The following is a 23,477-nucleotide window of genomic DNA, read 5'->3' as shown; positions in this document are numbered from 1 at the left end:
CCCTTTTAATCCAAGCATTGGCACTTAGGCGCAAGTTGCTGGGAGAAGAACATCCATTTGTCGCACAAAGCCTCAACAACCTTGCATTTCTCTACAACTCCCAAGGCAGATACAGCGAAGCCGAACCCCTTTACATCCAAGCTTTGGCACTCAACCGCAAGCTGCTGGGAGAAAAACATCCAGATGTCGCACAAAGCCTCAGCAACCTCGCGGCACTCTACAACTCCCAAGGTAGATACAGCGAAGCCAAACCCCTTTTAATCCAAGCATTGGCACTTAGGCGCAAGCTGCTGGGAGAAGAACATCCAGATGTCACACAAAGCCTCAACAACCTCGCGTTCCTCTACCAATCCCAAGGCAAATACAGCGAAGCCGAACCCCTTTACATCCAAGCTTTGGCACTTAGGCGCAAGCTGCTGGGAGAAAAACATCCAGATGTCGCACAAAGCCTCAGTAACCTCGCGGCACTCTACAACTCCCAAGGTAGATACAGCGAAGCCGAACCCCTTTTAATCCAAGCTTTGGCACTTAGGCGCAAGCTGCTGGGAGAAGAACATCCAGATGTCGCTAATAGTCTCAACAATCTCGCGGCACTCTACCTTTACCAAGGCAAATACAGCGAAGCCGAACCCCTTTTAATCAAAGCTTTGGCACTCAGCCGCAAGCTGCTGGGAGAAGAACATCCAGATGTCGCTAATAGTCTCAACAATCTCGCAGGACTCTACCTTTACCAAGGCAGATACAGCGAAGCCGAACCCCTTTACATCCAAGCTTTGGCACTTAGGCGCAAGCTGCTGGGAGAAGAACATCCAGAGGTCGCTAATAGTCTCAGCAACCTCGCGTTACTCTACCTTTACCAAGGCAGATACAGCGAAGCCGAACCCCTTTTCATCAAAGCTTTGGCACTCAGCCGCAAGCTGCTGGGAGAAGAACATCCAGATGTCGCACGAAGTCTCAATAACCTAGCAGGACTCTACGACTCCCAAGGCAGATACAGCGAAGCCGAACCCCTTTACATGCAAGCTTTGGATATTTATGAGCGACAGTTAGGGGTGAATCATCCTAATACTGTTGATATCCGTAATGGTTTAGCAAATCTACGCGATCGCCTCTCCTCAAATCCAGAATAGACGGTTTTGTGCAAAGCGTACCGTGATAAAACTTGAAGGAGCGATCGCCTAAACTAAAATTTATATTGAACTAAGTAAAAATGCCTGATTATTTACTCAAAATGCCATTTGACTTACTCAAAATGAGCTTTTGCTTTCTCAAAAGCAGCTTTTACTTTCTCATTTTGGTGTTTTCCGCAAGCAAAAGCAGCTTTTACTTTCTCAAAAGCAGCTTTTGCTTACTCATTTTAGTGTTTTCCGCAAGCAAAATGAGCTTTTACTTACTCAAAAGCAGCTTTTACTTACTTATTTTGGTGTTTTCCGCAAGCAAAATGAGCTTTTAGTTACTCAAACCTCAGTTTGCTTACTCATTTGAGTAATTCACGCATTCATTTTGGTAGATCATTGAGCCGAAAGCTTGTGTAAGCGTAGCCCGTTGGAGACATTGCTTTAGAAAAGAAGTGTAAATCTAGAAGCGATCGCACACCTAAACCTCATTAAACTACATCAATTACTGGTAGAGAATGTCCCAGCTTTAGCCCAAGCAAAATCCAGTCTTCCAGCGTTGAGCGTAATTCATCCTCACACTTGCACAAAGTCGATGCAAAGGCTATCACTCCTTTGCAAACAGGAATTCTACCTGCAAATGTACCATCTTCTAACTTGTCATAAATTGCCTGAGCGTAGACACAAAGCGGCTTGTTGCCAGACATCGCTCGATCAACATAGTCACTCAAAATAAACCTTATCGCCATGAAATCTCGCGTTGTGCTACCAGTTTAATCTTATGTTAAATGATGGTGTTTCGCCGATGAAGCGTCTACGCTCTACTTTCAAGCGTAAATCTAGAAGCGATCGCACACCGAAACCTCACAAAACTACATCAATTACTTTTGTACTAAATAGCTGTATTTAATCTACTTTCGTGACGAAATTTTTGAGTGCAAAAATAAGAAATTTTGTTTTCGTTGTAAAACATTACTTTTAAGTACTTTTAGAAAATACCCAAAAGTATCTAACTGCACATATTGGCTATGATAAATAATTTCACTAACTAGCAACCTATAAGCGCCTAACTTATGACTATTAAAGATCCTAAGGATAATCTTCTGGTGAGTAGATAAATAATTTGAAATTCGACAAATAAATTAGTGAGATGTATGTTATGGTTTTTATAGGAATCAAAAAAGTGAAAACACAAAAAGACTTCAAGACAAGTTTGAGGCAAGCTCAAGAAAGTTTTTTTGCTCTGGTAAGTCCACTTCAATTCGCTACATCTTTTTGCCACAAAAATCTAAAACTAGATTGAGTAGGATAGTAGCCTTTGTAACAACTTGAAGTCAATCTAAATTTATCTGGGTATGAGCCAATAAGAGTTGGCTAACCTAGCTAGAGCATTACCCGCAAAAAGCAATTACTCTTGGAGTCTGGGAAGAAAGACTCTTAGTACAGCCTGACAAATCCATAGAAATACAGAATATTTACGAACTTAATCTTGCGGGAACAAACATTTTCAACCGCGAACTAAGTTGAAGTAGTTGCTGACTTTTGGAACGAAAACTTCAAGCAGAATGGTGTAGTTCCAGAATTTTCAGGAATTTAACCATACTGTCAAAAGTCACTAAGATATAGTCTAAGCCAGAGTGTTAGGGGTTGCCTGTGCAGGCATTATAGTACTGCACCTGTAGCTGCCACTTTTGGGTTGGAATTTATCTTGCTGCATCAATCACGAAACCAGAAGCGCTATAGAAGTTCTTGGCAACTTGACATCAGCAAAATCAGAGAAGTTGTAGCGACTATTTAAGAGTGGATTGCAATTTGGTTGGTTGTGTGGTTCAGAGAACAAATCTGCGTTCATTTGAATTCCTGCTGCAACCACTCTTGAGGCTTGAGCAACCATTTGGGATTCTGTTACAACAACTGACAATGCTGAAGTCAAAGTTTTAAAGGCTTCGTTATTAGGAAATAGAGATTTCTCTATCCCTTAAGCGATGTCTGACGACAAGTCCCTCTGCATCTACGCTTCGTGGGTAAATATGTTCTGATTTTAAATGTTTTTGTCAGGATGCGATGTCTAGCGACTTGTCGCTAGACGTCTACGCCAACAGGCTCTACTTCCCAACAGCACCAAAGGTGAATATCTCACATCAAGCTTCTGACCCATCAGCTAAATCATTTTAGGAAAACACAACCATGACTGAAGAAAAGATTAGACAAATAGCTTTCTATGGTAAAGGCGGTATTGGTAAATCTACCACCTCTCAAAATACCCTAGCAGCAATGGCTGAAGTAGGTAAACGCATTCTTATTGTCGGTTGCGACCCCAAAGCTGACTCTACCCGTTTGATGCTACATAGCAAGGCTCAAACAACCGTTCTTCACCTCGCTGCTGAACGTGGCGCAGTAGAAGATATAGAACTCCATGAAGTGATGCTCAAGGGTTTCCGTGACGTTCTTTGCGTAGAATCTGGTGGTCCAGAACCCGGTGTTGGTTGTGCAGGTCGTGGTATCATCACCGCCATCAACTTCTTGGAAGAAAACGGTGCTTACCAAAACCTAGACTTTGTATCTTACGACGTGTTAGGTGACGTTGTATGCGGTGGTTTTGCTATGCCTATTCGTGAAGGTAAAGCACAAGAAATCTACATCGTTACATCTGGTGAAATGATGGCGATGTACGCTGCTAACAACATTGCTCGTGGTGTTCTTAAGTATGCTCACACTGGTGGCGTGCGTTTGGGTGGTCTGATTTGTAATAGCCGTAATACTGACCGGGAAATCGACCTAATCCAAACCTTGGCAAAACGGTTGAACACCCAAATGATTCACTACGTACCTCGTGACAACATCGTTCAACACGCAGAATTGCGCCGGATGACTGTTAACGAGTATGCACCTGAGAGCAACCAAGCTAATGAATATCGGACATTGGCTACAAAGATCATTGACAACACAAACCTGTCTATCCCCACACCTATCGAGATGGAAGAGCTAGAAGAGTTGTTAATTGAATTCGGTATTCTCGAAAGCGACGAAAATACTGCAATGCTGGTTGGTAAGACTGCTACTGAAGCACCTGTATAAAGTAGTATTAAGTAAAGAATGGTCTAGGGTGGGCTGCTTGCCCACCTTTTTTTGGTTAAAATTTGATTTGATGGCAATGAAATAATAAAGTTATGACAATATAAAATTGAGTAATTTTATGAGTTTTGATAATTTATGTAAGATTTTAGCCGATATATTTTTCTAATATAACTGATTTACAAGCATGGTTAAATCAGTAGGAAAGCGATTAACTTTAGATAAATAATATTATTTCGATTACTAAGAGGAATATTGATTGATTTGAATCCAAAACTCCCATATTAAAATTACAAAAAAATATGTTTTAATCCCTAATAGGGATTTTGATGAATTGCAATTTCCAATAGTGGTGATAACGTGCCCTTTAGTGTCGTTTCAATCCCTAATAGGGATTTTGATGAATTGCAGTTTGCTGCTGCCAATCATCAGAATTGGTTTCTATCCCAAATTGGCAACGCAGACTTATGATGTGAAGGCAGTAGAATCAACCGTTCATGCTCGTCAAGTTTTACCAGTTGTTGCTCATCAGCAACCATCAAGTCTGTACTCACGGATTTTTACAGCACCAACATTGGCTAATTCTCAAGTTGAAAGTTCAATTAATATTTCTGAGTAAATTAACTTCGCATTAAGAGGGCTGCAAGTAAATTCTAAATATGAGGGGAATAAAGGGGTGGTTTTGTAACCACCCCTAAACTTTTGGCATTAGTGAATTGAATATATTTCTAGATAGTTCACTTCAAACTCGAAGCCTGCCGTCCACCTAAGCGTTGTCCTTGTGCTGTAGGCAAGACATTAATAGAGATAGTTGCATAAGCACCCTGTTTTTGACCAATCATGATCAGGCGAATAAAATCTCCCAAGCCTTCTACCAATCGAGCATTACGTAAAACACCAGAATCTACTGCTAAAAATCCTATTCCTTCAGCAAGCCCCATCACTGTTTTTCTGGCTTGCTCATCATCTCCTGCAACAAAAACAGAAACTCGATAATCTTTTAGTGGTTCAGGTGCTAATTCAAAGACTTCCTGCCCTATCGTATTAAAAGCTTTTATCACCCGCGCCTGAGGTACATTTTTAGCAAGCTTTTCGGCTAGCGATTCTAATATTGCCGGATAAGCAAATCCTTCCGGAATATCCTGATTATTACAATCAATAATAATTTTACTGTCGAGAACTTCAGGATTAGAAAGCAACTCTTTTGGCATAATGTTGCGTGCTGTCCACAAAATTACATCAGCAAACGCCGCCGCCTGATTATTTGTACCACCTTGCGTTCCGCGTTCTGCCAACTCTGCCGTTGCTTTTCCTTTTTCGGCATCACGGGAGCCAAAAAATACTTGATGCCCCTGTTCTGCCCAGAGAATACCTAAAGAACGTCCCATGTTTCCACTGCCAATAATTCCAATTTTCATAAGTTAAACCACATTTCGCGCAGAGTGTGAAGAGATTATAGTCAAGGCAGGTGAAATAGCCAAAAAGCAATTATGACCACCAACTTACCTGTAGCCACAGAAATTATACCAATGGTCTTGCAACTGCAACCTGCATAGAAGCAAAGCGGCTTGTCGTACCTCTACGGGGAAGCAAGCTACGCGGTAGCGTCTCTGAAAGAGAAGACATCGCACTAACCAATGACTAGTTTTATGAATTTTGTCAGCTAAACCCTACGTAATGCTGCCGGAGAATTAGTGATTATGCCTCCAACAGATGCAGAAACTGGACAACGTAATCCTCACTTCGTGACGCTTTGCGAAGATCACCCGCTCACAATCCCCATCTTAGGAGTACCTTGAACATGGGGACTTGTGCGACCTGTTAAACTCTCTAAAGTACTATTGAGAACAGCACGATCAAGCGAGTAGTATCTTGCTTGCCCTTTTTTGTAGTTCTTCGCCAAACCTGCTTCCGTCAAAACTTTCAAGTGGTGACAAGAAAGAGATAAGCTAATATCCAACTGCTCGGCAATTTCTGAACAGCTGATTTCATCAGTACTCAGCAGTAAATCTACTAGTCGCAGGCGTGTTGGATCTGAAAGAGCCGTGAAGATTTTAGCGCAGTTTTCGTAATTTATTTTCTCAATCATCCCCATATCATAGCAGGATCTGGCATTTTACTCAAATACTCAAACAATTATTTGACCATTTTGCGAAAATTCTGTTATGCTAATTACTACAATGGTTAAATAAGTATTTAACTATAATTATTTAGAGCATTGATTCAGTAATCAAAAACCTAACCCCCCAGCCCCCTACCTTACCAAGGTTAGGGGAGCTAAACTCCCTCTCGGAACCGGAGAAGGGTTGGGGAAGAGGTTGTTTCAGGATTACTGAATGGTGTTCTAGTACTGAAGATTCCTGACAAGATCGACGTTAACAAATATCAACAGCTACTTTGAATTCTACTCTTACAACATGCCTCAGCTATTTTGTAAGTTTGCTGACGCCGTTAGATGTAATTGCGATCAATTGCTGGATATTGAGCGTGAATTGCACTCCAACTCTACGGAATCTTATCTGTCTGAACTTCTGAACAAGGATGTAAGCAATGAGCACAGACAAGCGTTTTTTCCCTGACCTGAAACACGTTGAGGCAGAACTGACCTACCTCACCCCGATGGCAGAAAAGCCTTTCATCTATGCCTACGAACCCCCAGTAGGGGTTCCCCGCTCCAACGGAAAGTACGAGACACACAAAGTGCCAATCCATAATGCACGGGAAATTTCACATAAAGTATCCTTAGAGCGCCAAGGCTTCGACTTTGCTGCACATGAGAGTAAAGTCAGTGATTTCTATGATGAAGATGAGATCCGCAACGTCTATTATCCTGAAGCCGAGCAATTATTGAAAGAGGTAACAGGTGCAACTGAAGTAGTAATATTCGATCACACTCTTCGTAATGCTCAACGTTCGCAGCAGGGCGAAAACCAAATCAGGGAACCCGTCAAGTACGTGCATAATGACTTTACAGCTAAATCTGGCTATACTCGCGCACGCAAGGTATTGGCAGAGCAGGGGATAGATAACATTGATCAAGTGCTGCAAAAAAGGTTTGCACTGATTAACATTTGGCGACCGATTGCACCAGTCCAGGAGTCACCATTGGCAGTGTGCAACGCTCTGAGTATGGTACCTACAGACCTTATAGCTACTGACCTGTTGTACCCCAATTACGCTGGCGAAACTTACGCAATAACTTATAACCCATCACATCAATGGTTTTATTTTCCGCAAATGCAAGAAGACGAAGCGCTATTTATTAAGTGCTTTGACTCCGCAGAAGATGGACGAGCCAGGTTTGCCGGTCATACTGGGTTTGATGACCCCACTAGCCCACCGGATGCTCCACCTCGTCAGAGCATTGAGTTAAGGTCAGTAGTTTTCTACCCCGAATAGATTTATCAGAAAATGACCCTTCTGTAAAACCTACCCAAAACTGCCAAGGTCTAGACAAAGCTGGACAATAGAAGTCTTAATGTTTACTTCTTGATTCACAGTATTCTCAAGATAACTCTTGAGAAGGTTGTCTACTCCACAGGCTGACAAGGTAGAACTTACTGCCAACCGTAACACTCGTAAACTCGCTATCAGGAATAAAAATTCTGTCAAACTGGCAATATTATTAGCTGCGTTTAAGTTTTTATCCTCAATGTGACTGCACACAGGACAGACATAAACGCGGTTTTTTAAGGCATCTTATGACGATGCGAGTATTAGAGCCAATACCCACATCTGAAAGATTGATGCCTCAAATCAGTTGTGGGACAGAGCCATTTTATTTCTGGGCACTTCTGAGCCTTTGATGAGATGCTATAAACCTCTGATTGTTCCGGTAATCTAAAAATACAAAAATTTATACTACGGTAAATTTATCAAGATAAAGTATAATATTTTCAGATGCGATCGCTTCTTTTAGAATTTTGCTTGCACTTGATAGCAAAATTCCAAAAGAAACGGACGAGTGCGAACACCATCCAATGGATCAAACTCTGGAGAATTTATATGGGCTACAAACATATCGAAGTCAAACAAGTAGCTGGTTTCATCGGTGCCGAAATCAGTAAGGTAGACCTTTCCCGTCCTCTGAATGATGATGAAGTCAAAGAAATTCGTAAAGCACTATTGAAGTGGAAAGTCGTGTTCTTTCGTGGACAAAACATCGATCATGCTGCCCAGGTTGAATTCACATCTCGTTTCGGCGAAGTGACTTTCGCCCATCCACTCGGAGAGCCTGAACCAGTTCCAGGATTTCCGCAGATCAAACCCGTAGACCGGAGGCTCTATGAAAAGCAGTACGGTTTTCGCACTGGAGGCCCCTGGCACACAGACGTAACAGCGGCTATCAACCCGCCAGCAGCGTCAATTTTACGCGCGGTTAATGTCCCCAGCTTTGGTGGTGACACCCAGTGGAGTAATTTAGTTGCAGCTTATGAGGGTCTGTCAGCACCTCTACGGGCGCTAGCAGACACATTGAAAGCTGAACATCGCTTTAATGGGAGTGGGTATCTGCCCCGCAACAGCAAGTTCGCCGAGCGTATTGCTGTCAATCCACTAGTCTCAATCTACCCAGTAGTAAGGGTTCACCCTGAGACTGGTGAGCGTGCGTTGTTCATCAACCCTGGCTTCACCTCACACATTGTTGATGTGTCATCACAAGAGAGCAAGCTATTGCTTGAGTTGTTCTTTAACCAAATCACCAAGCCTGCCTACACACCCGTTTCCGTTGGAACAACGGTGATATCGCCTTCTGGGACAACCGTGCCACCGTGCATTTAGCTCCTCAAGATTTGGATCATCTGGATGTCGAGCGTCTTTTATATCGCACCACCATCACTGGCGATGTTCCAGTTGGGGTTGATGGTTTCCGCTCAGAAGTGGTTCAAGGTGAGGCGTTCAGCTCAGAAGTACCAACCGTCTTCAAGCAAAAAGCCCAGAAGTTGGAAACACAACCAGTGCTTTCATAATTTACAAACTACTAAACTGGGCTGCTTGTATCTGACGCAGCCCAGCATAAAATTAGAGCAGATAACTACCTAAGTAAATCTAATTACCATTAGAGTAGGGGACTTGCAAATAAAAAAATATCCCATCGCTCAAAGACAAGGAAGAATTTACGGATATCTTCTGCTACCTGCACCCACAACACCGATTTTGTGACGATAGGAAAGTTCGGCACCGAACCAGCCGGAAATGCTAACCAGCGTACCGACAATGAGCGAGAGAACCAGTCCCCAAGGTAGTATTCGGGATTCAGCGTCGCCCAAACGCAGGAGGAAGTTGACTAGACTTAAAACTATTAGAGAAACGTTAAGTATTAAATGCGCCCAACCTGCGCTGCGCTTGCGAACTCGTTCAATTCTAAAAAAGTCGCTCAGGCCGATCGCTGATGCAAGGACACCTCCAGCTAATCCGAGTCCGATTAACCATAGTGAAGCTTTAGCCCAGAAGAAATCACTAGTTAACCAGTAGCCGATGTCGCTTCCCAAGGCGGCGGCTAAAAAGGCGATGGGAAAGGTCACACTCAGGGGATGTAGGGGATGTCCTGCGATCGCAACTGTACTGGGTACGCCGCTATCAAGATACTCACTGTCGTTACTTTCAATAACTGGTGGAATATTTGGAAAAGGTGTTGAATTTGTTTGCGTTGTGTCTGTAGTTTCCATTATTAGTATCCTGAATTTATTACCGTCTTATTTTTAATCTGAAGGAATTTGTTCAACATAAGCTTCAGCTTGTAGGGTTAGTTTGCCTACTTCTACTTTTAGTTGGTTAACTTGCAAGCTCATTCCTTCTAAATCAAAATTACTCAAATTCAAAATTTCGCTAGTTTGATCTATTAAAGCTTTTGTCAAATCTGGTGAGATTTCCGCACTTTCGCCATACTCGACATTTTCCAAAGTAACAGTTTTTCCATTGGCGCTAATCCTCGGTACTGCGGAAAAAGCAACTTGCTGATTTTCACCTGTTTCTACTATTTTCATAGTGGCATTTATTGCTACTTTTCCATCACCTGGTAGTCGAAACTCTACATTTTGAGGCTCAATAGTCGTCAGTTGCCCGTTAACATTGATTTTTTGACTTTGCAGTTGCGATCGCACATATTCTGAGTTGAAGGCGCAATTGATATCAGTCTCAGTTAATACAACCTGTGCATTGGCTTCAGTAGGTTTAGTGAGTTCAATTTTGCCGAAAGCTACACTCAGAGGATTAATGGCAACATTAGTCATTTGCATGTCAAATTCCTCCATGCGGAGGTCTTTCTGCATAACCATACCTTCACCTTCAATCGTGACCGAATCCACTTCTCCTTGAACCAGTTTCAGCGGATCAGTTTTGATGTTTACATCTAAACTTTCTACTTCATCTAATTGGCTAGATAATCCTATTTCTGCCGCTTTATTGAGCGCTTGCTCTCCTAATCCAGGACTGTCTGCCATTATTAAAAAACCCCGATTTTAATAGTATTTTCTGAATTTACTTTACAATAATTAACATCAAACTTTTATCTATCTGACGATGGAATATAGATTTTAATGCTGTCTATCTAAAAGAATAATTATATTATTTATAATCAAAAGTTTTGCTTTTCTATCCAGAGTTTTTAAGGCGTAGATGCAGAACGTTTGATTATCCGATATCACTCAAAAGAAAGATTGAATATATAGAACTTAATAGTTATATTGTTTATCTATAAACTTTCGCTCAAATCTGTTTAATAAGAAAAATTCGCAATATATAAAATCAAATTTTGTTTGGCGCGGCACATCGTCATATCAAATGGGTATAAAGTGCGTAGGGGTAGGCAGCCGTAAGCATAGCTCTTACAATAATTTTTTCAAAGGCAAGATAAACCGAGGCACAACATTTTCACCGCTTAATATTGCTGTAGCCGGATATTGAGTAATTGAACCATCCTGACGATAAACTAAAGCTTGTTAATTTTTTCTATCAATTAACCATCCTAATTGAACACCATTAGCAATATATTCTTCCATCTTGGCTTTAAGTTTTGCCAAGCTATCATTTTTAGAACGAATTTCAATTACAAAGTCGGGTGCTAAGTTGATAAATTTGTCCTCTTGCTGATCCCAACCTTCTGGTAAACGTCCTTTAGCCACAAAAGCAGCATCAGGTGCTCTGACAGCAGTATTTGCTAATCTAAAACCTGTACTCGCCCCAAAAACTTCACCTAAATCCTGACTTTCTACCCAATTCAATAAATAGGCTCCTGCTTTTATTTCTCGATTATCAGAAATTCCACCAGTTGGGGGCATAGTTTCTAATGTTCCATTAGCATTGCGTTCAAACCGCAGTTCTGGGTTTTGCGAACTCATCAGCATTAATTCTTCATCAGTGACAGTATATAAAGACTGCACCGTTATTTTTTCGCTGGTCATGATGATTTCATAGCAAGCTTGATAGATATCTCAATTTTAGGCTGAGATTCAATTACTTCTGTACCCCTCTCCTGCTCTGCATTCTCTGTGTCTGGAGCGGTTTGTTATAAAATTGGCATTAGCAGTAGTGCAATATCTGATTATAAGCTGTTTTATTCTTTCAAAACAATGCTCTCAGAACGTTTTACCGCAGCCCTCACCTACGCTACCCAACTGCACGCCAACCAAGTTCGTAAAGGTTCAGGTGTCCCTTATGTTGCCCATTTATTAGGTGTCACCAGTATTGCTTTAGAATACGGAGCAAATGAAGATGAAGCGATCGCAGCCCTCTTACACGATGCGATCGAAGACCAAGGTGGGGCCGCAACACGGGAAGAAATTCGCCGCCGCTTTGGTGACAATGTAACAGCAATTGTAGATGGTTGTACTGACGCTGATACAACTCCAAAACCCCCTTGGCGACAGCGCAAAGAGGCATACATTGCTCATATTCCTACTGCTTCTCCATCAGTACTGCTCGTGTCATTAGCAGATAAACTTTACAACGCCCAGTCTATTCTCAAAGATTATCGCGTTTTGGGCGAATCAGTTTGGGAACGTTTTCAGGGGCGTAAAGAAGGAACTCTTTGGTATTATCGGGCGCTTGTGGATGCCTTCAGGAAGACTGAAAGCACTATAATCATTGAGGAATTAGAACGAGTTGTTACACAAATTGAAGTATTATCATCTGGGTAAAAATTTTATTTACCCAGAAGTAAATAAAAGATTCATTGGAGCTAGACAAACAGCCTTTTTACAGACACGATATAGTCATATGTCTCACAAACAAATTTTGGCTTTTAGGTTCTCTCTCTAGATAAAAAATCTTTCTCTCGGTAGATAGGTGTACTGATATTATTCTGGCTGCTATGTTACCAATATGACGATAGTAAGACAAAACACCCTAAATTCAACCGTAAATCCTTCAGTAAGTCCTCCAGAAAATTTGGCAGAAAAGTATATGGAAGCAGAGCGGATGCATGATGTCCTGCTTTTACTGCAAAACTTAATTAACAGTGAAGAAGCCACTGTGAAACTAATTCTGGATTGTCTTTATGATGTTGGTTCTGTCAATCTGATTAATCAAAAGCTTCGCTTGAAGCCTCTAAACAGGTTGATGAAATTAATTGCCCGAATGTCCAAACCAGTTTTTAGAACCTTAGCCTTAAATTGGTTTAAGAAAAACTGTCCCCAACTGATTACTAATTGGCTACACACGCAGGTCTCTTTTGAAAAAGCTCAAAATAAACCTGAACAAGTAGCTATCGAAGTTGTACAACTGGAACCATATTCTATACCACAGAAAGAAAGTCTGAGCCAAGAGATTAAAAATCTCCGCTCCCAAGTCAGATGGCTAACTGGGATTTCAATAACAGCGATCGCTATTTTAGTAATAAGAGCCACTTGGTTAAACTGAAACCCATAAGTAGCACCGCGATCAAGTTTAATTGATTCAGCAAACTATTTTAGGCGTAAAATCTACTTGAGTTTTACAGCAATTCTAAATTGTTTGTAAACATTTTCTCTATTTCTTTATTCTGATGAATTTGCTGTGCGAACATACACATTGTATAGTTCTGGCGTCTTTGCTGTACGTAGCTTACTGTAAACGTAAGAGTATGCGGGTTGTGATCATGATTTTTTGTTTATGACTTATCTGGGATTCTTGTACGAGCAAATATTTATTAATTTATTCTAATCCCTAATTGATCCTAAAGAGCAACTAAATTGATTTATGAAAATTACCCAAAGTCCAGCATCATTATTTCAAAAAGTCCATTCATGCTTGGGGTAATAATTGTAAATTATTAATTATTAATTATGAATTATAAATATTATGCTTCTGCCCAAATCGACCTTGGAGGATATCGAAATACATCTGCTCTTGGAAGGGCTGTATCAGTACTACGGTTATGACTTTCGCGATTATGCTCTTTCCTCACTCAAGCGCCGCATTCAGAGCTTCATGCAGTTAGAGGGATTAGCAAATGTTTCTGCATTGCAAGAACGGTTACTCCACAACCGTGCCTATTTAGAACGATTTTTGCTTGCTCTGACGGTAAATGTAACATCAATGTTTCGTGATCCCAGCTTTTATAACACCTTCAGAAATCAAGTTATCCCCTTCTTGCAAACCTATCCGTTTATTCGCATCTGGCACGCTGGATGCTCAACTGGTGAAGAAGTTTACTCAATGGCAATTTTACTCCAAGAAGAAGGACTTTACCACCGTTGCCGCATATATGCCACTGATACGAACGAGAAGGTATTACAAAATGCCAAAAGTGGTATTTTCTCCCTAAAACTGATGCAGGAATATACTCAGCTTTATCTAAAATCAGGCGGCAAGAAGTCTTTCTCAGAATATTATACAGCAGCTTATGATAACGCAATTTTTCGAGCATCTTTAAGAGAAAACGTTGTTTTTGCCCAACATAATTTAGCAACTGACAGTTCTTTTAATGAGTTTAATGTCATCCTTTGTCGTAATGTCCTCATATATTTTAATCAGGTACTTCAAAAGCGGGTACATGAACTGTTTTATAATAGCCTTTGCACCTTTGGTATCTTGGGTTTAGGAAAACAAGAATCCATCAGGTTCACCCCTTATGAGCAGTACTATGAGGAGATAATCAAAGGTGAGAAAATATATAAGAAAATAGCTGGTGCTTAAAATTCAGGCCGTTTGAACCACTAAATGAACGTGATTTAGGTGGATTTAACCGTAAAGATAGAGAAAGTTTAACTAAAAGTGTATTCAAATTAGCACTAAGTATTTTCCAGAAAAATATTATCAATAAAGTTGCGTAGACGTAGCCCATCGTAGACATCGCTGTCAAAAGACAGTCTGTCAAACATTTTTAATTGTGTTCAGAAGACAGATAAAGCGATCACTTAAGGTAAATTACACATTAGAGTCTTAAAGGAGATTGTCGATGCAACTTCTCGAATGTCCTCCTATTGCAGTGATTGCTGGAGAAAATGCGGTTCACGTTTCTCAACTACCTTCTAGATGGCAAGACATTGCTAGAGGAACCACGAGTGTCGGACTTGACCATCCCCAAAGCTATGTTGAGATGGCGCAGTTGTTCCTATACAAATTAGAGCATGGTGATGTTGACTTGTTTAGCGATCGCCCCCAACTGGCTCACTTGATACCCTCATTTTCCCAGTTATTTACACAACTGGCATGGGAAACTCTTGACTTTTTTGGACAAGACTTTCTCAAACACAGCTATCCGAACTTTGCAGAAATTCTCCGTGATGTGGAGTCAAAGGGTATCGAGTCCGCTGATGAAGTAAAAGTGGCTCACATTGGCATAGATTTATTTAATGAGTTTGGTTATGAACTACCTGCCAGCTTTTATCATGTGCATTTAGCACCAATTTACCGCGAGCATGTTTTTGAAGAACGTGCCTTACGATTTGATCAGCGCGATATCGAACACAAACGTGCTTGGGATGCCATACTCCATGCAGGTAAGGTGTTTGCTATCCAGATGAAGGTGCAAAGTATTGCTTCCAAATACGGTTTTACTTATCAACACGGCTGTGGTTGCAACTCTCACCTATCTTCCATTGATGTATCTCGTGGGGCGTTTGAATATGAATTGAGTCCTGAAAAGCGTCAGCGATGGATTCGCAGTTTCATCTGGACTGCTTGGTATGAGTATGCCTTCTTTGCGATCGTGCCCAATACGAGTTATTTAGTTTAACGCCTCGCGCCCAGAAGCTTTGTGATTATCCAGACTTACCAAAGCAAAAGCTTCTCTGCCATCCAGCAGGGGAATCAAATTCCCTTGCTAATATGGGGAAATTACCACATTAGACTTCTTGTATAAATCAAAAATAATAACCCCACCCCGCCAAAGCTATGCTTTGTCTCCCCTCCTCGCTTGCGGGGAGGGGTTGGGGGTGGGGTGTTAGGGATTTTTGCAAAAGGTCTATTTCCCTCAGTCAAATCTTTCAGGTTTGGTGTTGATGAATGAGACGTTAATTGAATTTGCTTGCTGGCTTTAATTGTGTTGGCTGATCAAGACTGCGGAAGTAAAGACCGCCCACAATTGCCCAAAAGAGGAGATACCCCATAGCCTGCACTAGATACAGTTTTTGGGTATAGCCAAATAAGGTTTTCAGCAAAATACCAGGAAACTGGCGGTCAGGTAAAATGGTTGAGAGATCCCAAATCTGGGGCCCCAAAAGACAAGATGTATTTCCTTGTCCGCAAACGCCTAAAACTTCAGGGTTGATTTGGCTAAAAGCGATCGCTGCTGCATCCAGATGGCGGAGGGCAGAAATTACTAACCCAGAGACAATCAATAGCAGAAATACGCCCATCACCTGGAAAAATTGTTTCAAGTTGATGCGAATACTCCACTTAAAAAGCAGCATCCCAATTATGACCGCGATCGCTAGTCCTGCGATCGCCCCCAGGATGGGTGTCAAGCCTTCTTGAAACTTAGCGACGATAAACAAAGCCGTTTCTAGTCCTTCCCGAAACACGGCAATAAAAACTAAGCTGAAAATTGCCCAAGCTGCGCGGTTATCTTCACCCAAGGCAGTTTTGACGGAACCTTCAATCTCAGCTTTGAGAAATCGTGCTTGTCGTGTCATCCAAATTAGCATCCAACTGAGCATTGCGATCGCGATCGCACCTAATCCCACCTCGAATAATTGCTTGAAGACAGGCGCATATAATTGCTCAGATGTCTGCAATCCTTGTAACCCTAGATGAATTAGTAAACCAACTACAAAACTCGCTAGAATGCCACTCAGGATTCCTAAGTAAACCCAACGGTGCAATTTTTGTTGTTGAGCTTGCTGTAAACAGGCGAAGACGATTCCCACAACTAAAGCAGCTTCCACGCCTTCTCGCAGGGTAATGAAAAAGGTAGGTAATGCAGCACTCCAATTCATAGTAAATTAAATTGTTTCAATAGCAAATGTTTCTTCTAAGTTGACTGTAGCAGTTTCTTTACTTTTACCTTGAGCGGATTTTTTTTGTGTGAGTGATGCTTTAATTTCTTTGATTTATGTGCGTGCCCTTTAGAAATGAAAAGTGACAGAACTAGTACCCATATTAAAATGTTTGAGAGATACTGGAATTTCACCACTTATATTCGGTCGAAATAGGAGCTTGACGTGTTTATCGAGTTCCGAAATTACACTACTTGTATCCAGTCAAATAATTTAAATTCAATCGAACTGGCTATAACCCGCATCTTTGAGCTTGAAGGTTGCTGTCGCATTTCCCAACCACCTCAACCCTTATCAAATGATGAATTGCGCCAAACTCCGTGGCTGCTATTACCCGACCTATGGATTGTCGGACTGTTCGTTAGCACTCCGGGATGGACTATAGTGAAAACCGAACCGAATGAACTACTATGCCGTCGAGCTAGGGGTGCTGCTCGCCCTCGTCTATCAGAACTAGCTATGCAAATTGGTTGCAATGCTTTTCACTTCGGCGCATACGGTCACAATGGTATCCTTCTGGAAGCAGATGCTATGGGTCAGACGTTTATTTCTGGTAGCGTTGACCGTATAGAAGAAGAAGAAAACCAGTTTTATGACGAACAGATTAATGCAAATGGGTACTCACAATTCTTCTTACTAGATGTGCCAGAGGAAATACAGGCAGTTGTGAAAGCACCTTCCCCTAAACAGCAACAGGAAGAAGAAAGAAGGTTGTCAGAATTAGATATGTTGATAGGAACCGAGAAGGAGCCATTTGATGCCCAGTCAGAAATCGGAGAATTACTCAAGGGTCATTCTTGGCGAATAGATGAAGCTTTAGAGCCTCTGCTGGGGGGTTCCCCCTCTTATTGGCATCTCTGGAAGAATAATTTGTTTTATCTAGTTTACACCCAGCAAAAGCAACTTGCTGTGGACGGGGCACGGTTACTGTGTTTCCAACCTGCCGAACATTATCGGCAACTTGACCCTTTGTACGAAATTGAAGCATGTTATTAATATTTCTGTGCTTGCACCTCATTTCCCAGACCTTAACAGAATTGAATAATGCTGGTCGTGGCTTAGAGTCGAGACAAGCGGTATACTACAGAATCAATGTACTGGACATATAACCAGTAGCGCTCTTTAAAATCAGCCCTATTCAGTTAGAGCTACTGGACAAACTTTATAAACATATCAGAGACTTTCAAAGAATAAATTAATCAACAAAGATCAAGAGTAGACGCGAAAGAATAATAATTATCATTAATTTTTACTGATGATTTTATTTTTTGGAAGTCCCTAGCGCTCTTTCATCACTCTCAGAAAACAATAATCGAAGCAGAAAACTGAAACTATCATTCAATCAAGGTTTGAAGCTTTATTTTCTAATATAAATTCAAAAATGTAGCCAAAATCGGGAAAGTAAAGTCTCGTTAGCCTTGCAGCAATTGCTTTCTCCAAAACTGATGGAAGAGGGCTAGTTAAATACTTATCAAAGTGAATGGTGCATGAGGTATAGAAGTAATTAACAATACCCCATACACCAAGCCAGATAAATTATTTGGCTTTTCCTCCCCATCAATATTTACTGCCAAACATAGATAAGCAGAAACAAAATAATCCAGATAACATCAACGAAGTGCCAAAACAACGAAGTTGCGTTGACGCCGTAGTGACCTGTGTCGTAGTTGCCAGGTATGAAAGAACGTACCAAAATTATCAACTGCAACAGAATACCTGTGAAAACGTGCAAACCGTGGAAACCTGTTAGTAGGTAAAACGTCCCACCAAATACCCCTGAGGTAAACCCAAACTCCAGGTGGCTCCATTCAATCGCTTGTCCAGCCAAAAAGTAAGTTCCCATCGCCATTGTTGCCAAGAGAAACAGGCGAAATTTCACTAAGTCATGGCGTTGAAGGGCGCGTTCGGCTAAGTAAATCACAAAGCTACTGGCGACAAGAATTACTGTGTTGATTGTCGGATCTTTTACTTCTAGTCCAGAAACACCAGCTGGTAGCCAGTTAGGAGTTGTTGTTTTGTAGATGATATATCCGGCGAAAAAACTCAGGAAAATGACGCTTTCAGACAGTAGGAAGACAATGAAGCCAAACATCTTGTTGCCTTCTTCGTCGTGGCTATGTTCTGCGCCTGTCTGATGCAACTCATTTGAATTGATATAACTGTCCATTGGTGGAATTCTCCTTTACCTTGCAGACTGCGATGTGTAATTGCCTCATTCCCTCGTTCCTAGCCTCTGGCTAGGAATGTCCATCATTGAGGCTCCGCCTTTCTTACTCGCGGCAGCAGCCCAATAAAGATCATTTCCAGGTTCTACCTGGAAACGAGATTTTAAAAGGGTTTTGGTTCCGAAATAAAAGTCAGTCTGCGCTTGTCAATGTTGAGTGAATGTTTTCGCGTAGGTTAGCTGTCAACGGTTCAGATTTGCCGTAGCCGTAGGGTTCAGAGATGATAATCGGAACTTCTTCAAAGTTTTCTACTGGAGGCGGTGAAGAAACTAACCACTCTAATCCAATTGCCCGCCAAGGATTATCAGGTGCTTTCTCGCCTTGCATCCAAGAAATCACCATGTTGAAAATGAAAGGCAAGGTGGACATTCCTAATAGAAACCCGCCCAGGCTAGCGATGACATTCCAGAATTGATACTCTGGGGCGTAGGAAGCAACTCGGCGTAACATCCCTTGCAATCCTAAGGGGTGCATGGGCAAAAAGTTAAGGTTAGTGCCAATGAAAGCTAACCAAAAGTGTATTTTACCCCAGCTTTCAGAGTACATCCGCCCAGTCATCTTGGGGAACCAGTGGTAGATGGCAGCATACAAGCCCATCGTCACGGTGCCGTAGAGGACGTAGTGGAAGTGTCCCACCACAAAGTAAGTGTTATTAACGTGGACATCAACCGGCACGGAGGAAAGCATGATGCCTGTGATGCCAGCGAAGACAAACATGATCAACGCACCTAGAGCGAACAGCATTGGTGTGTGCAGTCGTAGTTTACCTCCCCAAATAGTCGCCACCCAAGCAAATACTTTAATGCCCGTAGGTACAGACACGCACATTGTTGTCATCATGAAAATCAACCGCATCAAGCCTGACGTACCACTGACGTACATATGGTGTACCCAAACAATACCGCTGACTAGTGCAATCAAGATGGATGAAATGGCAACTACTTTGTAACCAAATAGAGGTTTACGTGAATAAACTGGGAAGATTTCCGAGAAAATCGCAAACACAGGCAAAATAATCACGTAAACGGCAGGGTGGGAATAGAACCAGAAGTAATGCTGGAACATTACTGGATTCCCACCTTTGGCTGGGTCAAAAAAGCTAGTGCCAACTGTGAGGTCGAGTAGCAGCATCACTGCCCCCGCCGTCAGTGCAGGTAGTCCGAATAGTTGGATAATCTGGGCGCTAAGCACTCCCCAGACAAATAAGGGCATCCGAAAGAAGCCCATTCCAGGGGCCCGCATCTTGACGATGGTGGTGACAAAGTTCACTGCCCCCATAATTGAGGATACGCCGGATATTGCCACCGCTAAGAGCCAGATAACTTGACCATTAATCAAGTTACCTGTGGGATTTTGGAGACTGACGGGCGGGTAAGACCACCAACCGGCTTGGGCTGGGCCACCAGGGACGAAGAAGCTACCCATCATCAAAATCCCGACTACTGGCACCATCCAAAAGGCAACGGCGTTGAGGCGGGGAAATGCCATATCTCGCGCCCCAATCATTAAAGGCACTAGATAATTAGCAAAACCAACTAGTGAGGGAAATGTCCACAAAAACAGCATCACAGTGCCGTGCATGGTGAACATACCGTTGTAGACGGTGCGATCGACTAAATCTGATTCGGGTGTTAGCAGTTCTCCCCGCATCACCATTGCAAAAATACCACCGACGAGAAAGAAGAAAAACGAAGTAACGAGATACTGGATACCAATTACCTTATGGTCAGTACTAAAGCTGAAGTATTCTTTCCAGTTACCTGGAGATTCGTGGTTAGGCTTCTCACTGGGGAAAATGCCTTCAATAGGAATATTAGTCATCGGTTACTTTCCTTTCAACCAGGAGAATTGACTAGAGGAGGTGCAGCAGGTGGAACTGTGATCCAACCAGTTTGGACTGATTGATGGGATGTTTGAGCATACTCAGAAGCTGCCTGATTATTTGCTAGGGATGGCTTTTGGGTTGCAGCTTTAGCCAGCCACTGCTGATAATCTTCAGGAGATTCGACAACTACATTCGCCTGCATTGTTGCAAAGTATGTGCCGCTGTATTGGGAATCGGTCAATCGGTATTGACCAGGGCGGATAGGAGTAAATTCAAAGTCGAGCGCATGGTTGGGAATAATATCCTGCTTAAGGCGAAATGCAGGAATATAAAAGCCGTGGAGAACGTCTTGTGATCGCAGCGCTAAACGCACCCGGCGATCGCTCGGTAAATGCAATTCGGTACTGGTGATATCTTTCTCTGGGTAATGAAAAACCCACGCCCACTGTTTAGCTAGTACGTCGATTTTCTCAACGGGTTGTGCTAAAGCGTTAGCTGGTACATCTTTTGCTGCTACATCAGCCGATTGCATTGCCAATGGATTATGCAGGTGAACTAATTCTGATGGGCCTTGAATCCCCATTTGTTCGTAAACTTGGTAGCTGTAGCCCGCAATCCAAAACACCAAAAGAATTGGGATCGCTGTCCAGACAACTTCTAAGGTGACATTCCCATGAATTGGAGGGCCATCGGTGAAGTCATTTTTGACTGCCCGATGGAAGATCACAGAATACATTAGAGTACTTGTTACTCCCAAGAAGATGAAGGCACCGAGGGTTACTAAGAAGCTAATCAAATCATCAATTAATTGAGATTCGGCTGCTGCTTGGGGGGGAAGCCAAAAGTAAGCCTGCTTGCCGATCCAGAGACTAGTAACAGTCACTGCGATCGCGCCTGTAAGCAGCGTCAAAATATTTAAAATCTTCTGGATTTTCATGGTCATTGGTTATTGGGCATTGGACTTTTACTTGAGTGTGGTGTTGAGGTCTTGGCCCAATCGCAGCAAACTATCTGCCGTATTGTGTATGCCAAATTCGGTAGCCATTTGCGCCCCTAGTGTCCCGTGGACGTACATAATCAAGATGACTCCTACCCCAGTAAGTAGATAACTCCATTGCACTTGTCTGTCTGCGTCTTTGCACCAAACGAAGCGCTGCCATCCTCTCCAGATAGTCATGCCAACAATTAGCGCTAATAACAACACACCACCCACACCATGCCAGAGCATGGTTTCCATTGCCTGCAATCCCCAAGCACTCTTGGTATCAGCTGGTGGTGTTGCCAACAGCATTTCGTAAAAGCCTGCTCCCACCGTGAAAAATGTGATGATGCTGGCAGCTAGCATGTTGTACCAGCCAACATCAAATAAGTTGTCACGTTCCACAGTAATTGCCAAAGATTTGAAGATCCATTTTTGGAAGGGGAATAGAATACCAACAATATCAAAGGTCATCCCAATGATGAACAAACCTATTGTCAGATGGACTAAGTTGGGATGAATAGGAATTGTGTAAGGTAATCCGTTTGCGCCTAGAGAGCCGGTCAATTGATCAATCAGTTCTGAGTTCATGGCAACAGACCATCCTTTAATGCTTCCACAACTGGCACGGTATGCAATCCATATACCCAAACAAGTTCATCTCCGAGATATACCTGCAAGCCAACTATCAAAGTCAAAACTAATCCGGCTCCTAGATAATAAATCGGTACTTTTTGCGGGTTGCGGGCACGAATTACATAGCGCCAAGCTGTAATCGCCGTGATGATTCCCGAAAGCGACCAACCAATCAGCGTATGCAAATTCAGCACCGATTTAACTAGGCTGTAAGGTTGCGCTAAACCCGCTTCAAACTGACCAAAAATGATCGCAACAAAAATAGCGATCGTGGCGACACACATATTCCACCAACTCACCTCAAAAAGACTGGCTTTACCAGTAAAATAGCCAACTACGTCGCAGAAAAAGGAAAACAACACCATCGCTATTACGAAGTGGACAACGATGGGATGAATCGTATCTGGATAAGGTAAATTGTGGTCGTTCAAAGATGTAAAATACTCAAGCATTGTCTTCTCCTAGACATATCTACCGCACTGTGGTCAATCAATTTTGGATAATAGAATTGCTAATTTTGGATTGCCGATAGCACAGCCACAACTCTTGGAGAGGCTATGCCAACGAGTTATCGAGCCTCTTTTAGATTTATTCTGTGCCTGATGGAGCATAAACCAGAAGACCCTAATCCAAAATCTAAAATCCAAAATCTAAAATTGCTAGTCAAACTTCAATGATTGATGAATACTCACTAATATCACCACAAGTATCCATCCATAACTGACCGGAATCTGTTCAATATGTGCGCGGTGCAATACGCTTAATCATGTCTTAGCTTTTTGTAGACAATTCTAGTAAAGTTGCCTACAACGAATAACTTTGTTGTGATTAATTTCCTCATGTCAATAGTCTGCAACAGCAATTTTTGATGTAGCTAAACCAAATCGCTGTCGTTTGTTGATTTGCTTAACTTATCTTTTAGCTTAAGTAAATTTTTATGAATTGTCAAAACAATAATAATTAAAATTTTAAATGTTAGTTAGTTAGCAAAAAAATATTTACACAATGTATCGATTCTGGCATTAATTTAAATTTTCAAAAGCCTAATTACAATATTTATTTGTGAAGTATTTCACAATCACAAAATATTTAATTGTAATGCAAATTACAAAAATATAGGAATCATATTTGATTTTTGAAATACACGTAGGGGAGCCAGTGCGGTCATTGGTGTCAACTTAAGGTGAAAGCCTGTCTAGATAAGTC

At 41.9% G+C, this 23,477-nt stretch carries 24 protein-coding genes and 1 pseudogene; 12 read left to right on the top strand and 13 right to left on the bottom strand.

Going from position 1 to position 23,477, the window contains the following annotated elements; all coding sequences use genetic code 11:
* Window positions 1-1,130, top strand: a 1,130-nt coding sequence (locus tag V7K48_RS17090; protein ID WP_335074439.1) for a tetratricopeptide repeat protein, incomplete at its 5' end; no start/stop codon positions are given.
* Window positions 1,131-1,260: 130 nt separating this feature from the next.
* A complete protein-coding gene (locus tag V7K48_RS17085) occupies window positions 1,261-1,485 on the top strand; it encodes a hypothetical protein (RefSeq protein WP_335074437.1) in 225 nt (74 codons plus the stop codon).
* A gap of 121 nt (window positions 1,486-1,606) precedes the next feature.
* Here V7K48_RS17085 and V7K48_RS17080 read toward each other — a convergent pair whose 3' ends face one another.
* Window positions 1,607-1,864 (bottom strand): type II toxin-antitoxin system HicB family antitoxin, encoded by a 258-nt coding sequence (locus tag V7K48_RS17080; protein ID WP_335074435.1) that lies wholly within the window; start codon window positions 1,862-1,864, stop codon window positions 1,607-1,609.
* 971 nt (window positions 1,865-2,835) lie between these two features.
* Window positions 2,836-3,048: a hypothetical protein gene (locus V7K48_RS17075; RefSeq protein WP_335074434.1), complete on the bottom strand. Its 213-nt coding sequence runs from the start codon at window positions 3,046-3,048 to the stop codon at window positions 2,836-2,838.
* A 254-nt stretch (window positions 3,049-3,302) separates the two neighbouring features.
* Here V7K48_RS17075 and nifH point away from each other — a divergent pair, with 254 nt between their 5' ends.
* Window positions 3,303-4,193: a nitrogenase iron protein gene (gene nifH / locus V7K48_RS17070; RefSeq protein WP_335074432.1), complete on the top strand. Its 891-nt coding sequence runs from the start codon at window positions 3,303-3,305 to the stop codon at window positions 4,191-4,193.
* 406 nt (window positions 4,194-4,599) lie between these two features.
* Window positions 4,600-4,809, top strand: a pseudogene (locus V7K48_RS17065) (NAD(P)H-quinone oxidoreductase subunit 4); the annotation flags it as partial.
* Window positions 4,810-4,927: 118 nt separating this feature from the next.
* Here the strand turns inward: V7K48_RS17065 and V7K48_RS17060 are convergent.
* Window positions 4,928-5,608 carry an NADPH-dependent F420 reductase gene (locus tag V7K48_RS17060; RefSeq protein WP_335074430.1) on the bottom strand — a complete coding sequence of 227 codons (681 nt, stop codon included), beginning with the start codon at window positions 5,606-5,608 and terminating at the stop codon, window positions 4,928-4,930.
* Between the two features lie 344 nt (window positions 5,609-5,952).
* Window positions 5,953-6,279: an ArsR/SmtB family transcription factor gene (locus V7K48_RS17055; protein ID WP_335074428.1), complete on the bottom strand. Its 327-nt coding sequence runs from the start codon at window positions 6,277-6,279 to the stop codon at window positions 5,953-5,955.
* Window positions 6,280-6,740: 461 nt separating this feature from the next.
* Here V7K48_RS17055 and V7K48_RS17050 point away from each other — a divergent pair, with 461 nt between their 5' ends.
* The 3 genes from V7K48_RS17050 (at window position 6,741) to V7K48_RS17040 (ending at window position 9,157) form a co-directional block, all read left to right on the top strand.
* On the top strand, window positions 6,741-7,589 hold the full coding sequence (locus V7K48_RS17050) for a CmcJ/NvfI family oxidoreductase (RefSeq protein WP_335074426.1): 849 nt from the start codon (window positions 6,741-6,743) through the stop codon (window positions 7,587-7,589).
* A gap of 501 nt (window positions 7,590-8,090) precedes the next feature.
* Window positions 8,091-8,969, top strand: coding sequence for a TauD/TfdA dioxygenase family protein (locus V7K48_RS17045; RefSeq protein WP_335074424.1), 879 nt, complete (start codon window positions 8,091-8,093; stop codon window positions 8,967-8,969).
* A complete protein-coding gene (locus V7K48_RS17040) occupies window positions 8,960-9,157 on the top strand; it encodes a hypothetical protein (protein ID WP_335074422.1) in 198 nt (65 codons plus the stop codon). Before V7K48_RS17045 ends, V7K48_RS17040 begins: the two co-directional genes overlap by 10 nt.
* Before the next feature lie 147 nt (window positions 9,158-9,304).
* Here V7K48_RS17040 and V7K48_RS17035 read toward each other — a convergent pair whose 3' ends face one another.
* The 3 genes from V7K48_RS17035 to V7K48_RS17025 all read right to left on the bottom strand — a co-directional run bounded on the left by V7K48_RS17035 (window position 9,305) and on the right by V7K48_RS17025 (window position 11,590).
* Window positions 9,305-9,856 carry a DUF2231 domain-containing protein gene (locus V7K48_RS17035; RefSeq protein ID WP_334725153.1) on the bottom strand — a complete coding sequence of 184 codons (552 nt, stop codon included), beginning with the start codon at window positions 9,854-9,856 and terminating at the stop codon, window positions 9,305-9,307.
* Between the two features lie 33 nt (window positions 9,857-9,889).
* Entirely contained in the window at window positions 9,890-10,630 is a 741-nt protein-coding gene (locus V7K48_RS17030) for an LmeA family phospholipid-binding protein (RefSeq protein ID WP_335074420.1), read from the bottom strand.
* Between the two features lie 498 nt (window positions 10,631-11,128).
* Window positions 11,129-11,590, bottom strand: coding sequence for a Uma2 family endonuclease (locus tag V7K48_RS17025; RefSeq protein ID WP_335074418.1), 462 nt, complete (start codon window positions 11,588-11,590; stop codon window positions 11,129-11,131).
* 168 nt (window positions 11,591-11,758) lie between these two features.
* On the opposite strand from V7K48_RS17025, the gene V7K48_RS17020 reads away from it, so the two are divergent.
* The 4 genes from V7K48_RS17020 to V7K48_RS17005 all read left to right on the top strand — a co-directional run bounded on the left by V7K48_RS17020 (window position 11,759) and on the right by V7K48_RS17005 (window position 15,345).
* Complete coding sequence (locus tag V7K48_RS17020) at window positions 11,759-12,325, top strand: HD domain-containing protein (protein ID WP_335074416.1); 567 nt, start codon at window positions 11,759-11,761, stop codon at window positions 12,323-12,325.
* Between the two features lie 184 nt (window positions 12,326-12,509).
* A complete protein-coding gene (locus tag V7K48_RS17015) occupies window positions 12,510-13,046 on the top strand; it encodes a hypothetical protein (RefSeq protein ID WP_335074414.1) in 537 nt (178 codons plus the stop codon).
* Window positions 13,047-13,466: 420 nt separating this feature from the next.
* Window positions 13,467-14,303 (top strand): CheR family methyltransferase, encoded by an 837-nt coding sequence (locus V7K48_RS17010; protein ID WP_335074412.1) that lies wholly within the window; start codon window positions 13,467-13,469, stop codon window positions 14,301-14,303.
* 262 nt (window positions 14,304-14,565) lie between these two features.
* Complete coding sequence (locus tag V7K48_RS17005; RefSeq protein WP_335074410.1) at window positions 14,566-15,345, top strand: hypothetical protein; 780 nt, start codon at window positions 14,566-14,568, stop codon at window positions 15,343-15,345.
* 277 nt (window positions 15,346-15,622) lie between these two features.
* On the opposite strand, the gene V7K48_RS17000 is transcribed toward V7K48_RS17005, so the two are convergent.
* Complete coding sequence (locus tag V7K48_RS17000; RefSeq protein ID WP_335074408.1) at window positions 15,623-16,546, bottom strand: FTR1 family iron permease; 924 nt, start codon at window positions 16,544-16,546, stop codon at window positions 15,623-15,625.
* 225 nt (window positions 16,547-16,771) lie between these two features.
* On the opposite strand from V7K48_RS17000, the gene V7K48_RS16995 reads away from it, so the two are divergent.
* Window positions 16,772-17,602, top strand: coding sequence for a hypothetical protein (locus tag V7K48_RS16995; protein ID WP_335074406.1), 831 nt, complete (start codon window positions 16,772-16,774; stop codon window positions 17,600-17,602).
* A 568-nt stretch (window positions 17,603-18,170) separates the two neighbouring features.
* Here the strand turns inward: V7K48_RS16995 and V7K48_RS16990 are convergent.
* The 5 genes from V7K48_RS16990 to V7K48_RS16970 all read right to left on the bottom strand — a co-directional run bounded on the left by V7K48_RS16990 (window position 18,171) and on the right by V7K48_RS16970 (window position 22,723).
* Window positions 18,171-18,773: a cytochrome c oxidase subunit 3 gene (locus V7K48_RS16990; RefSeq protein ID WP_335074404.1), complete on the bottom strand. Its 603-nt coding sequence runs from the start codon at window positions 18,771-18,773 to the stop codon at window positions 18,171-18,173.
* A gap of 190 nt (window positions 18,774-18,963) precedes the next feature.
* Entirely contained in the window at window positions 18,964-20,652 is a 1,689-nt protein-coding gene (gene ctaD / locus V7K48_RS16985; RefSeq protein WP_335074402.1) for a cytochrome c oxidase subunit I, read from the bottom strand.
* Between the two features lie 14 nt (window positions 20,653-20,666).
* On the bottom strand, window positions 20,667-21,593 hold the full coding sequence (locus V7K48_RS16980; RefSeq protein ID WP_335074441.1) for a cytochrome c oxidase subunit II: 927 nt from the start codon (window positions 21,591-21,593) through the stop codon (window positions 20,667-20,669).
* A gap of 27 nt (window positions 21,594-21,620) precedes the next feature.
* Window positions 21,621-22,226 carry a DUF2231 domain-containing protein gene (locus V7K48_RS16975; protein WP_335074400.1) on the bottom strand — a complete coding sequence of 202 codons (606 nt, stop codon included), beginning with the start codon at window positions 22,224-22,226 and terminating at the stop codon, window positions 21,621-21,623.
* On the bottom strand, window positions 22,223-22,723 hold the full coding sequence (locus V7K48_RS16970; protein WP_335074398.1) for a DUF2231 domain-containing protein: 501 nt from the start codon (window positions 22,721-22,723) through the stop codon (window positions 22,223-22,225). The genes V7K48_RS16975 and V7K48_RS16970 overlap by 4 nt, the downstream gene beginning before the upstream one ends.
* Window positions 22,724-23,477 lie beyond the last annotated feature (754 nt).

This window comes from Nostoc sp., from assembly GCF_036919615.1.
Taxonomy (GTDB): domain Bacteria; phylum Cyanobacteriota; class Cyanobacteriia; order Cyanobacteriales; family Nostocaceae; genus Nostoc.
Note: the sequence above shows the minus strand (reverse complement) of the source record. Positions and strands in the feature narration are given on the sequence as shown.